Consider the following 12,775-nt stretch of genomic DNA (forward strand, 5'->3'; position numbering starts at 1 on the left):
AGAAAGCATTCAGGATTTAATGACATAAATATAACAAAATCGTCCATATCAGTAAGTGACATAAATCATACAAAATCAAAACAAGTTTTTAGCTTTTTTTAGTTTGAAGTTGATCATATATATCAGGTAACTTTCATTTTGGATGGAATAAAATTGTGATTAAAATCGCAGAATTAGCCGTGATTGTTCGTTTGCTTTAGCAGCATATTCACTAAAACGGGCAAACCCGGTCAAAGCTATAATACCCGTTTATGCCCGATTCAGTCAGCGTAATACCCGGCAACCCTGTGTCGTCTTGATAACACGTAAGGTCAAACCTTGCGGCATCGCCATAATGTCACGACTTTTGCCGCTTCTGAAACCAGCAGCAGAGCAATAAAGAAGGCCGCGCTTTTAAATGCCATCGCCTGTGCCAGCCAGACCACCAGCGAAAGCGACGGGAGCATAAAGGCCAGACGCAGCGGCGTCTGCGCATAGGCCAGCCATGGCGCATAGCGGCTCTGGCGCCAGAAGAGAATCATCGACGCGGGAATACTGACAGTCAGAATAAAATGAAGTGAAAACAGCCAGGCGGCCGCGGAGCCCCAGGTTTGCAGCAGCGGTAAAAAGGAGAGGATATCGTCGTAAAGCGGCACTCGCTGGTGGTAGATGTTCCAGCCAATAAACTGCAAGAGATAAAAGAGATCCATCCCGCCCCAAAACCAAAAAACGTTTTTTTGTTCCAGTTTCATCGCTATCCCTGCGAAAAAAATCAGGCCCTGAAAAGGGCCTGATTATCATCATGTCACTTACGCGTTTTTCAGCACTTCGCTGACAATTTCCACCGCTTCTTTCTCAATCTGCTGACGGTGCTCAGCGCCAAGGAAGCTTTCACAGTAGATTTTATAGGCGTCTTCGGTACCTGAAGGACGCGCGGCGAACCAGCCGTTGTCGGTCATCACCTTCAGGCCGCCAATCGCCGCCCCGTTACCCGGCGCCGCGGTCAGACGCGCGGTAATCGGGTCGCCCGCCAGGGTGCTGGCGCTGACCATTTCCGGAGAGAGCTTAGACAGCGCCGCTTTCTGGGCAGAGGTCGCGGAGGCCTGCAGACGGTTGTAGCTCGGCGCGCCGAAGCGCTCTGCCAGCTCGTCGTAGTGCTGCTGCGGGTTTTTCCCGGTGACCGCGGTGATTTCCGCCGCCAGCAGGCACATGATGATGCCGTCTTTGTCGGTGGACCACGGAGTGCCGTCAAAGCGCAGGAACGAAGCGCCCGCGCTCTCTTCGCCGCCGAAGCCGAAGCTGCCGTCAAACAGACCATCAACAAACCACTTAAAGCCGACCGGCACTTCCACCAGCTTACGGCCGAGGTCGTTAACCACGCGGTCAATCATCGCCGAGGAGACCAGGGTTTTACCCACAGCGACATCTTTGCCCCACTGCGGGCGATGCTGGAACAGGTAGTTAATCGCCACCGCCAGATAGTGGTTCGGGTTCATCAACCCGGCCGGCGTGACGATACCGTGACGGTCGTAATCCGGGTCATTCGCGAAGGCCAGGTCAAATTTGTCGCGCAGCGCCAGCAGGCCCGCCATCGCGCACTCGGAGGAGCAGTCCATGCGGATTGCGCCGTCTTTATCGAGATGCATAAAGCGGAAGGTCTGATCGACATGGTCGTTGACGATGGTTAGATTGAGGTTGTAATGCTCAGCGATACGCTTCCAGTATTCGATACCGGAGCCGCCCAGCGGGTCAACGCCGAGGGTCAATCCGGCTTTCTGGATCGCCGCCATATCGACGATATCCGCCAGCCCTTCAATAAACGGCTGCACCAGATCCTGTTCTTTAACGTGGCCGGAGGCCAGCGCCGCATCAAGAGAAATACGCTTGACGCCCTGCAGACCGGCAGCGAGCAGTTCATTGGCGCGATTTTCGACAACCTTGGTCACGTTGGTATCCGCCGGGCCGCCGTTTGGCGGATTGTACTTGATACCACCGTCTTCCGGTGGGTTGTGGGACGGCGTGATCACAATACCGTCAGCCAGCGGACCGCCCTTTTTGTTATGCACCAGAATCGCATTGGAAATCGCCGGCGTCGGGGTGAAGCCGTTGTTTTCCTGAACGATGACGTCAACGCCGTTTGCCGCCAGCACTTCCAGTACGGAAATGAAAGCCGGTTCGGAGAGTGCGTGCGTGTCCTTCCCGACATAGCATGGGCCGGCGATCCCGTTCTTCGCGCGGTCTTCCGCAATTGCCTGAGCAATCGCCAGAATGTGCTGCTCGTTGAAGTTGTGGCGCGCCGCGCTGCCGCGGTGACCGGAGGTGCCAAACTTCACCGCATGTTCCGCGTTGCCGACTTCCGGCTTCAGCACATAGTACTGGGCAGTCAGCTGGGCGACGTTAATCAAATCACTCTGTTGCGCAGGTTGACCCGCGCGCTTATCGATTGCCATTGCCTGATCCTTCTGGTGCAAAAGTTAATTAACTAGATTGTACCGCAAACCTTTTCGATCAATTCCGCAGGGAACTGCATAGACTGCATGATATGTTCGATCATGCTGCATTTGCGACCGGTATTGGTATTTGTAATGACCCACCACGGTGTACCAGGAACCTGCTTAGGTTTCGTCTGATTACCGTTTTTCTGCAGCGTGCGCTCATCCTCAGCGAAATAAACGCGGGTGCGGCCGTGCAGGGACTCGGTCGCCTCCGCGAACGCTTTGCTGTCTAAGGAGTAGAGGGTAGTCAGAACCAGCATGAAACGGTTTACCGCGCGCTTTTGTTCAGCGTACTCATCAGATAACAGCAGCTCACGCATCGCGCGGACTTTATCTTTCAGAGGATTAGCGGGCTTCACTTCAGCGGCAGGCGTTGGCGCAGGGGCCGGAGCGGCTTTCGCTACCGGTGCGACAGGCTGGGAAACGGCGGAAAACTTCAACATACGCCGTAAAATGTCGGATGCGCTCTCGCCAATATGCTTGGTATGGCTGGCAATATAGCTATAGAGTTCATCATCAACTTCAATTGTTTTCATCTTAATCCAGTGCGATATCTTTTTCTGAATACAAGTTGTCGGGATTATAGGGTCAAATCCCAACCGCGGATAGCGTCAAACCAGGATGGCGGTAAAACTCGGAAATCTTCCGGGTCTTGCAGCCGGATGGCAGAATGTCCAACATAATACCCTAACCCGACGGAGCGAAAAAAAGAACTTTGCCATGAAATTAAATAGCCGAGCGCAATCTGCACAGAATCCGCACAATAATCCCCCTATCGTCCTGGTCCACGGCCTTTTTGGCAGCCTGGATAACCTTGGGATCCTCGCCCGCGACCTGGTTCACGATCGCGATATTTTACAGGTCGACATGCGAAACCACGGTCTTTCGCCGCGCTCGCCGGAAATGACCTATGCCGCGATGGCCCAGGATCTGCTTGATACTCTCAATGAATCACAGATTGAGAAAGCTACCTTTATTGGTCACTCCATGGGCGGTAAAGCGGTGATGGCGCTGAGCGCGCTGGCGCCGGAGCGCATCGCGGGCCTGATCGCCATTGATATCGCCCCGGTGGATTATCAGGTTCGCCGTCATGATGAAATCTTCGCCGCCATCAACGCCGTCACCGACGCGGGCGCCGCAACGCGTCAACAGGCGGCGGCAGTCATGCGTCAGCACCTTAACGAAGAGGGCGTGATTCAGTTTCTGCTGAAGTCCTTCGTAGACGGCCAGTGGCGGTTTAACGTACCGGTGCTGTGGGAGCAGTACGATAATATCGTCGGCTGGCAAACCGTTCCGGCCTGGCCACATCCGGCGCTGTTTATCCCCGGCGGTAACTCCCCCTACGTCACCGACGCATACCGTGACGCACTATTGGCGCAGTTTCCCCAGGCGCGTGCGCACGTTATCGCCGGCGCCGGGCACTGGGTGCATGCCGAAAAACCGGAGGCCGTGATCCGCGCAATTCGTCGTTATTTAACCTCTATCGCCGCCTGACTGGCTAAAATCTGCCCGACCGCGCGGCTTAATGCCCGCGGTCGTTGGCGCAGCCCGTCGCCTGATGTATTATGGCGCGCTGTCTGCGTCGGCTATGCCCGATAGCTTGTTTCCCCCGAAGTCACTCTGAATCATGGCAAAAGAACAAACGGACCGTACGACATTAGATTTGTTCGCAACCGAGCGTCGGCCGGGTAGACCGAAAACCAATCCGCTTTCGCGTGATGAACAGCTGCGCATCAACAAACGCAATCAGCTTAAACGCGACAAGAGTCGCGGTCTTAAGCGCGTGGAGCTAAAGCTGAATGCCGATGCGGTCGATGCGCTTAATGAGCTGGCGGAAGCCCGTAATATGAACCGCAGCGATCTTATCGAAGAGATGCTGATGAGCCAGCTGGCGGCCCTGCGCGGCCAGGATAAAGCCTAAAACCCTCAAAAAATAAGCTTTCATGTAGCAGAGTGTGCAGTTGGGCGTGATTGCTGTTTCCGCGGCCTTCTCTGTTCTGCTATCATTGCCCCTATCTGCGGGCATTATGCCACTACCACATCATTAAGTTTCAAGAGGTTATTTTACTCATGGCAATCATCGGCATCTTTTTTGGCAGCGACACCGGCAACACCGAAAATATTGCAAAAATGATCCAAAAGCAGCTTGGTAAAGATGTTGCTGATGTTCACGACATTGCCAAAAGCAGCAAAGAGGATCTGGAAGGTCACGATATCCTGCTGCTCGGCATTCCGACCTGGTACTACGGCGAAGCCCAGTGCGACTGGGACGATTTCTTCCCGACGCTGGAAGAGATCGATTTCAACGGCAAACTGGTCGCGCTATTTGGCTGTGGCGATCAGGAAGACTATGCTGAATACTTCTGCGATGCGCTTGGTACCATCCGCGATATCATCGAACCGCGCGGCGCAACTATCGTTGGCCACTGGCCGACCGCGGGCTACCATTTTGAAGCCTCTAAAGGCCTGGCCGATGACGATCACTTTGTTGGCCTGGCCATTGACGAAGATCGTCAGCCAGAATTGACTAACGAACGCGTGGAAAAATGGGTAAAACAGATTTCTGAAGAGCTGCACCTCGAAGAAATCAAGAATGCCTGAGTCTAAACGACGAAATCATCAGATTTCGTCGAATTGATAGATAAAAGCAATCAAAGTTATAGCTACAAGTTTTTAACTTTTAATCACATATCTGTACAATGTCCTCTGATTTAACGGGGTCGCGTGAAGCACTTTGTAGCGAGTGCCTCGTTTTTGACAGCATACAAGGCCCGATGCTTGCAGTTTTCATTTCACCATGGCAGTTCTATAATGAGACGCATTACATCGGGTGATTCTCTGTATTACTTCCGCTGATGGAAGTAGATCGTTTAGCAACAGGACAGATTCCGCATGACTGACAACAATACCGCATTAAAGAAAGCTGGCCTGAAAGTGACGCTACCGAGATTAAAAATCCTGGAAGTGCTGCAAGGACCGGATAACCATCATGTCAGTGCGGAAGACTTATACAAACGCCTGATTGATATGGGTGAAGAGATTGGCCTGGCCACCGTCTACCGCGTACTGAACCAGTTCGACGACGCCGGCATCGTCACCCGTCATAATTTTGAAGGCGGTAAATCCGTTTTTGAACTGACGCAGCAGCATCATCACGATCACCTGATTTGCCTCGACTGCGGCAAAGTGATCGAATTTAGCGATGATTCCATCGAAGCGCGCCAGCGTGAAATTGCCGCAAGGCACGGTATTCGCCTGACCAACCACAGCCTGTACCTGTACGGTCACTGTGCGGAAGGCGACTGCCGCGAAGATGAACATGCCCACGACGCGGCAGAGAAATAATCACCGCATCGTATCCCGCAAAAAGCCAACCTGAAGGTTGGCTTTTTTTTGCCCGGAATTTGCTGCCTCTTTCTCTCACGCTGCAATACGTTTACTGTCAGTACATCCTGACGTGTACGGAGAGTCGACATGGAGCTTCGCCAGCTACGCTATTTTGTCCGCATTATTGAAACCGGCAGTATGGGCCGCGCCGCGCTTGATCTGAATATCGGCGTCTCCGCGCTGAGCCAACAGATGGCGCGCCTTGAGAACGAACTCGCCATCCGTCTGCTGCAGAGGACTTCGCGCGGCGTAATGCCGACCAGCGCTGGTCTCGCCTTCTACTCCCAGGCGCAGCTCGCACTGCGTCACGCCGACGATGCGGTTCTCGCCGCGCGCGAGGCGCGCCTTTCCGGCCACGTCAGCGTCGGTATGGCCCCCAGCACCGCCTCTGTGCTTGGGGTCCCTTTTATTCACGCGATGCGCGAAAGCTATGCCGACGTCCGCCTGCATTTGGTCGAGAGCCTCTCCGGTAATCTGGAACGCATGATCAACACCCGCCAGCTTGATTTAGCTATCGTGTTTCAGAAGGAGAAGCTTGTGCGCTGGAGCGCCAGGCCTATTCTCGAGGAGCGTCTGTTTCTGCTTGGCACCCATGACGTGCTGGCCCCCCTTCCCGAAGCGAGCATCTCGCCTGGCCAGCTGGCCGCTATCCCGCTGATAATGCCAAGCCTGGGGCATGGACTGCGCGGCAGGCTGGAAGCAATCTGCCAGGAGCACGCCCTCAACGTTGATGTGGTGGCTGAAATCGACGGTCTGGCCCTGCTGATGCGCGCCGTCCGCGACGGACTGGGCGCCACGCTGCAACCGGGGGCGGCGATTTCCCATCTCGACGGCGAGTCCCTGAGAGTGATCGGCGTCGAGAATCCAATACTCAGTCGGCCAAACTTTCTCGTCAGCCTTTCAGATGATGAACTGACCCCAGCGGGCCTTGCCGCGCGGGTAATACTGGCGAAAGTCATGCGTCAGCTCGTGGAGTCAGGCCGCTGGCCCGGCGCCAGCCTTTACGCGCACTAAACCCCCCTTTAGCAATACGCCATAGCGTTCTCACGGCCAAAACACATACATTTCCATTACAAATTTAACAATCAAGCAAAGCGTAATGGAGCCAAAAATGGTGGATGTACTGGTGATTGGCGGCGGCAATGCCGCGCTATGCGCCGCGTTAACCGCCCGGGAAGCCGGCGCGTCCGTGCTGCTGCTGGAGGCTGCGCCGCGAGAATGGCGAGGCGGAAACTCTCAGCACACGCGGAATCTTCGCTGTATGCACGATGCTCCGCAGGATGTTTTAATCGACAGCTATCCGGAAGAAGAGTACTGGCAGGACCTGCTGCGCGTCACCGAGGGTAACACCAACGAAGCGCTGGCGCGCCTGGTGATCCGCACCTCATCGCAATGCCGGGACTGGATGCGCCAGCACGGCGTTAACTTTCAGCCGCCGCTCTCCGGCGCCCTGCACGTTGCCCGCACCAACGCTTTTTTTATGGGCGGCGGCAAAGCCCTGGTCAACGCCTATTACCGCAGCGCGGAGCAGATGGGCGTACAAATCCGCTACAACACGCCGGTACAGGCGCTCGAATTATCTAATGGCGAATTCGTTGCTGCGCTGGCGGGCGAAGAAAGGATCGTCGCCAAAACCTGCGTCCTCGCCGCCGGCGGATTTGAATCTAACCGCGAGTGGCTGCGAGAAGCATGGGGACAGAATGAGCGTGGCGAATGGCCAGCCGATAACTTTCTCATCCGCGGCACCCGCTTCAACCAGGGCGTGTTACTCAAATTTATGATTGACGCCGGGGCTGACATCATCGGCGATCCTTCGCAATCCCACTGCGTCGCCATTGACGCCAGGGCGCCGCTGTACGATGGCGGGATCTGTACGCGCGTGGATTGCGTGTCGCTGGGGGTGGTCGTCAACCGTGACGCCGGGCGCTTTTATGACGAAGGGGAAGATTTCTGGCCCAAACGTTATGCCATCTGGGGCAGGCTGGTCGCCCACCAGCCCGGCCAAATCGGTTACTCGATCATCGACAGCAAAGCGATCGGCCACTTTATGCCGCCCGTTTTCCCCGGCGCCCAGGCCAATACCATCGAAGAATTGGCTCGCCAGCTGGGGCTGGACGCGGAGCGCTTGTCGCAAACTATCGCCCGCTACAACGCCGCCTGCGCGCCCGGCCAGTTCGATCATACCCGCCTTGATAACTGCGCGACATCCGGCCTGACGCCGCCGAAAACCCACTGGGCGCGGCCCATCGATACGCCGCCTTACTACGGCTATGCCCTACGACCGGGGATCACTTTCACCTACCTGGGGCTCTACGTCAATGAACACGCCGCCGTCCATTTTGCGGGCAAGCCGAGCCGTAGCCTGTTCGTTGCCGGTGAGATGATGGCCGGCAACGTATTGGGCAAAGGCTATACCGCCGGCGTGGGCATGTCCATCGGGACGACATTCGGCCGCATTGCCGGCCAACAAGCCGCCCGCGCGGCACTGCAGGAGAGACACCATGAAGTCGCTTGAAAAGCTGATCATTGACGCGCAAATCATCACCGAGCCGGAAGCGGAAGTCGAACGAGTGATGCAGGTCTGTAACGCCTGCCGCTACTGCGAAGGTTTTTGCGCCGTATTTCCGGCGATGACCCAGCGCCTGGCTTTTGGTAAAGCGGATATAAACTATCTGGCTAACCTGTGCCATAACTGCGGCGCCTGTCTACATGCCTGCCAGTACGCGCCGCCGCACGAGTTTGCCATTAATGTCCCGAAGGCGATGGCGGAAGTGCGGCTGGAAACCTATCAACATTATGCCCAGCCCGCGGCTTTCGGCAGCCTGTATCGTCGGGCCGGCGTGACCACGGCGCTGGCGCTGGTCGGTGGGTTGATCCTCTTTCTGCTGCTGGCGATGGGGCTCAAAGGCTCTCTGCTACATCCGCCGCTGGCAGGAGATTTTTACCAGATTTTTCCCCATAACCTGCTGGCGTGGATGTTTGGCACGGTCTTCATGCTGGCCATGGGGTTACTGATGGCCGGGGTGATCCGTTTCTGGCGCGAGATCTCGCCGGGTCAGCCCCAGGCCATAGACATCGCTAAAGCCTCACATGATGCGCTCACGCTGAAGTATCTCGACGGCGGGCACGGTAAAGGCTGCAACGAGGCTGATGACGCGTTTACCCTGATGCGCCGTCGTTTCCATCACTTTACCTTCTACGGTTTTCTACTCTGTTTCGCCGCCACCGTGGTGGCTACGGGTTATCACTATATCGCCGGTTGGGAAGCCCCATACCCGTTCTTCAGCGTACCGGTTGTGCTGGGTACGCTCGGCGGCATCGGACTGCTGGTGGGCCCGGCGGGTTTGCTATGGCTGAACCTGCGCCGCTCACCGCTGCACGGCGACCCGCGGCAAAAACCGATGGATCGCGCCTTTATCCTGCTGCTGCTGCTGACCAGCTTCACCGGTCTCGCCCTGCTGGCAGGACGGGACACCTCGTGGATGGGCATTCTGCTTGCCATTCATCTCGGCGTGGTGATGGCGCTGTTTTTAACCCTTCCTTACGGAAAATTTGCCCACGGATTTTATCGCTGTGCGGCGTTACTCAAGTGGGCGGTTGAGAAACGGCGCGGAAAACAGGCGGCAGTCGCAGGCGACTAGTCCGCTCCTCTTACCTCTATAAAAACAAGATAAAGACAATGGAGAGCAAACCCTATGACGCAACCCTCATCGCGCGCCGGTACCTTTGGCGCCATTCTCCGCGTGACCAGCGGTAATTTTCTCGAACAGTTCGACTTTTTTCTGTTTGGTTTTTACGCCACCTACATCGCCAGAACTTTCTTTCCGGCGGAGAGCGAGTTTGCGGCGTTAATGCTGACCTTCGCCGTGTTTGGTTCGGGCTTTCTGATGCGCCCCATCGGCGCGATAGTGCTGGGGGCCTATATCGACAGGATCGGACGGCGTAAAGGGCTAATGGTGACGCTGGCGATTATGGGCTGCGGGACGCTTCTGATAGCGCTGGTTCCCGGCTATCAAACCATCGGCATTCTCGCCCCCATTCTGGTGGTTGTCGGGCGGCTGTTGCAGGGTTTTTCGGCGGGCGTCGAACTCGGCGGCGTATCGGTCTATTTATCGGAAATCGCCACGCCGGGGAACAAGGGGTTCTACACCAGCTGGCAATCCGCCAGCCAGCAGGTGGCTATCGTCGTCGCGGCGCTGATTGGCTACGCGCTGAACGAAACGCTTGGCCACGATGAGATCGCCGAATGGGGATGGCGCATTCCCTTCTTTATCGGCTGTCTGATCATTCCGCTGATTTTTGTGCTGCGGCGTTCGTTACAAGAAACCGAAGCCTTCCTGCAGCGTAAACATCGTCCTGATACGCGAGAGATTCTGAGCACAATTGTCAAAAACTGGCGCATCATCACGGCGGGGACCTTGCTGGTGGCGATGACCACGACCACTTTTTACTTTATTACCGTCTATACCCCAACCTACGGGAGAGCCGTGCTGCACCTGAGCGCCCGCGACAGTCTGCTGGTGACCATGCTGGTCGGCATCTCTAACTTTATCTGGTTACCGATCGGCGGGGCAATTTCTGACAAAATAGGCCGTCGACCGGTGCTGATGGGCATTACCCTGCTGGCGCTACTCACGACCTGGCCGGTAATGAACTGGCTCACCGCCGCGCCGGATTTCACCCGCATGACGCTGGTCCTGCTCTGGTTCTCATTCTTCTTTGGTATGTATAACGGCGCGATGGTGGCCGCCCTGACGGAAGTGATGCCGGTCTACGTCCGTACCGTCGGCTTTTCACTGGCCTTTAGCCTCGCCACCGCGATCTTTGGTGGCCTGACGCCAGCAATTTCCACCGCGCTGGTAGAGATAACGGGCGATAAAAGTTCGCCGGGCTGGTGGCTGATGTGCGCCGCGCTATGCGGCCTGGCCGCTACCGCGATGCTCTTCGTACGCCTGAGCCGCGGCTACCAGCCGGCAGAAATACCACGCTAAAATAGCAACGGGCGGAGTTTACGCTCCGCCCGTTGCCCGCCTCGGTCAGGCTTAACGCGGCGTATTGTTACTACGGATCTCTTTCCAGATCTGGTCGCAGCGCGCCTCTACAGCCTGATCGTTACCGGTTTTCCGCGCCTGGATGCACTGCTGATAATCCAGCACCCGCACGCTTTCCTGGGTCGCGAACTGCTGATGCTGTTTCTCCTGCTTCAGCACGTTCAATACGCTCTGACAGGCTTCCACTTTATCCGGATTGCCCTCAGCGCTATTGATGCAGGCGCTGTAGGCATCTTTTAACTTTGAGTCTTCCTTAGGCGCTGGCGACTGGGAACAGGCAACCAGACCTGCTGCCATAAAGGCGACAAGTATTAACTTTTTCATCATGAACCTCGGGAAATTGCGGCGGGTTTTCCCCGCCGCAGTGGCATCAGAAAATGGTGAACGGAGCGATAACCATGAACTTCACGTCGCGCTCATCCTGGAAGATGTTGCCGTAGCCGCCGCTCCAGCTTGGGATATCGGAGTGGTTGTCGTATTGCGTAAAGTGGAGTTTGAACAGCGTGCCCTTCGCGCGTCCTTCCTGAACGGTGTACATGGCATCCAGGCTATAGGCGGACTCTTCCAGGCGTTTATCCGGATTGTAGTACGCATCAGGCGAGGACATTCTCCCCGGCTTTGCATCCCACGCATAAACGTAGGATGCGCCAAAGGCCCAGCCCGGCATGTTCCAGTTCTTCATGTCATACATCGCGCCGAAGAACACCGCTTTTTCACCGTTGGCGTTGAAGTCCGAACGGTTATCCCACCAGATATCCAGTCGCCCGTTAGACGATGCGTAAGTTGGCGTCATACGCTGCAGGAAGTAGCCCTGCTGACCATCAGCTTTAACCCAGGTTCCTTCCAGACGCAGGTCCAGAACGTCGGCAACCTTATAACCAAAGGTCAATGCCTGCAGCCACGCGGTGCCGTCATAGATGTCGTTAACCCCGCCGTTGCTGACTTTATCGCGGGTGCCGTAGAACTGATAGCTGGTGGTTAACGGCGTGCCTGCAACATCAAACTTATAGCTGGCCTTGGCAAAATACTGGTCGATGTAACCCTGTGCCTGACCAAACGCCGCTTCCAGCACAAGATCGTTTTTAAAATCATATTTGGCGCCGAGAGAGTGAAGGTAATCCACCTTGGTTTTCTTGTCGTTCTGGTAGAACTCATCCATCTCAATGTGCCACGGCGCTTTATATTCGTTCGTCCACATATAGGAGAAACTCAGCGCGCCCGCATCGCCGTAGTCAAAGTTCGCACCGGCTTCAGCCCCCTGATAGGTCCCCGGCATAAAGCTCCAGTGCGGCGCCAGCAGCGTCTGGCCGGTTGGCTGAATATAGCCCGCGCGCGCCCAGGTCGGACCAAATTTAAATTTTGCGGCTGCTTTATACAGGCTGATCCCGCTCTTATCGCCGGAATAGTCTTCATCGTAGGTTTTATTGCGCGAGGAGAAAGCGATTTCGTTCGGGTGACCGCTCTCGCTGCTTTCGCCCATTTCGATGGCGGTAAAGGCAGCAACGTCAATACCGAACATGTCGGCGGCATAGCCGGACTGGAAGTCGAGGTTGGCGTTCCAGGTGGAGTGCGACAGGTTAGTTTTATATTTATCACCGTCGGTCACATCTTTACGGTCGCGTTCACGCTGCCAGTAATAGATGCCGCCGGTTAACGTTGAATCATCAATGAACCCTTCTGCTTTTGCATCCGGCACCATTGCAAATCCTGACAGGGCTGTGACACCGGCAATAGCCAGCGCCAGCGTACTACGTTTGCCACTAAACGTACGCATATGCATATCCTCTTTGACGTTTTAAAAGTGCGGTTACCAAAGGCAACGCGCAAAAAAATAAAATAAGACAGCTTAAAAAGTGGTGCGGT

The 12,775-nt window shown here is 55.7% G+C and carries 13 protein-coding genes; 8 read left to right on the forward strand and 5 right to left on the reverse strand.

Annotation, left to right across the window (positions count from 1 at the left end):
- Positions 1-311 precede the first annotated feature (311 nt).
- Genes EGY08_RS06735 through seqA form a run of 3 tightly spaced genes read right to left on the reverse strand, consistent with a single transcriptional unit; the run spans position 312 to position 3,010 of the window.
- On the reverse strand, positions 312-731 hold the full coding sequence (locus EGY08_RS06735; RefSeq protein WP_004130490.1) for a hypothetical protein: 420 nt from the start codon (positions 729-731) through the stop codon (positions 312-314).
- 57 nt (positions 732-788) lie between these two features.
- Positions 789-2,429, reverse strand: coding sequence for a phosphoglucomutase (alpha-D-glucose-1,6-bisphosphate-dependent) (pgm, locus tag EGY08_RS06740; protein WP_004130488.1), 1,641 nt, complete (start codon positions 2,427-2,429; stop codon positions 789-791).
- Between the two features lie 32 nt (positions 2,430-2,461).
- Positions 2,462-3,010 carry a replication initiation negative regulator SeqA gene (seqA, locus tag EGY08_RS06745; protein WP_004130486.1) on the reverse strand — a complete coding sequence of 183 codons (549 nt, stop codon included), beginning with the start codon at positions 3,008-3,010 and terminating at the stop codon, positions 2,462-2,464.
- A 184-nt stretch (positions 3,011-3,194) separates the two neighbouring features.
- On the opposite strand from seqA, the gene ybfF reads away from it, so the two are divergent.
- The 8 genes from ybfF to EGY08_RS06785 all read left to right on the forward strand — a co-directional run bounded on the left by ybfF (position 3,195) and on the right by EGY08_RS06785 (position 10,852).
- Positions 3,195-3,968, forward strand: a complete 774-nt coding sequence (gene ybfF / locus EGY08_RS06750) for an esterase (RefSeq protein ID WP_004130483.1) — start codon at positions 3,195-3,197, stop codon at positions 3,966-3,968.
- A 133-nt stretch (positions 3,969-4,101) separates the two neighbouring features.
- The gene (gene ybfE / locus EGY08_RS06755) at positions 4,102-4,395 is read left to right on the forward strand and encodes a LexA regulated protein (RefSeq protein ID WP_004130480.1); all 294 of its coding nucleotides are present in this window, start codon (positions 4,102-4,104) and stop codon (positions 4,393-4,395) included.
- Between the two features lie 149 nt (positions 4,396-4,544).
- On the forward strand, positions 4,545-5,075 hold the full coding sequence (gene fldA / locus EGY08_RS06760; protein WP_004130478.1) for a flavodoxin FldA: 531 nt from the start codon (positions 4,545-4,547) through the stop codon (positions 5,073-5,075).
- Positions 5,076-5,366: 291 nt separating this feature from the next.
- Entirely contained in the window at positions 5,367-5,819 is a 453-nt protein-coding gene (gene fur, locus EGY08_RS06765; protein ID WP_004130476.1) for a ferric iron uptake transcriptional regulator, read from the forward strand.
- Positions 5,820-5,948: 129 nt separating this feature from the next.
- Positions 5,949-6,875, forward strand: a complete 927-nt coding sequence (gene tcuR / locus EGY08_RS06770) for a tricarballylate utilization LysR family transcriptional regulator TcuR (protein ID WP_004130473.1) — start codon at positions 5,949-5,951, stop codon at positions 6,873-6,875.
- 97 nt (positions 6,876-6,972) lie between these two features.
- Positions 6,973-8,376 carry an FAD-dependent tricarballylate dehydrogenase TcuA gene (gene tcuA, locus EGY08_RS06775; protein WP_004130471.1) on the forward strand — a complete coding sequence of 468 codons (1,404 nt, stop codon included), beginning with the start codon at positions 6,973-6,975 and terminating at the stop codon, positions 8,374-8,376.
- Positions 8,363-9,502 (forward strand): tricarballylate utilization 4Fe-4S protein TcuB, encoded by a 1,140-nt coding sequence (gene tcuB, locus EGY08_RS06780; RefSeq protein WP_004130469.1) that lies wholly within the window; start codon positions 8,363-8,365, stop codon positions 9,500-9,502. Before tcuA ends, tcuB begins: the two co-directional genes overlap by 14 nt.
- Before the next feature lie 54 nt (positions 9,503-9,556).
- Positions 9,557-10,852, forward strand: a complete 1,296-nt coding sequence (locus EGY08_RS06785) for an MFS transporter (RefSeq protein WP_004130467.1) — start codon at positions 9,557-9,559, stop codon at positions 10,850-10,852.
- A 51-nt stretch (positions 10,853-10,903) separates the two neighbouring features.
- Here EGY08_RS06785 and chiQ read toward each other — a convergent pair whose 3' ends face one another.
- Together chiQ and chiP are read right to left on the reverse strand one after the other, a co-directional pair.
- Positions 10,904-11,236 (reverse strand): ChiQ/YbfN family lipoprotein, encoded by a 333-nt coding sequence (gene chiQ / locus EGY08_RS06790; protein WP_004130466.1) that lies wholly within the window; start codon positions 11,234-11,236, stop codon positions 10,904-10,906.
- 46 nt (positions 11,237-11,282) lie between these two features.
- Positions 11,283-12,686, reverse strand: coding sequence for a chitoporin ChiP (gene chiP, locus EGY08_RS06795; RefSeq protein ID WP_004130464.1), 1,404 nt, complete (start codon positions 12,684-12,686; stop codon positions 11,283-11,285).
- Positions 12,687-12,775 lie beyond the last annotated feature (89 nt).

It is taken from the genome of Klebsiella sp. FDAARGOS_511 (assembly GCF_003812845.1).
Classification (GTDB): domain Bacteria; phylum Pseudomonadota; class Gammaproteobacteria; order Enterobacterales; family Enterobacteriaceae; genus Klebsiella; species Klebsiella grimontii.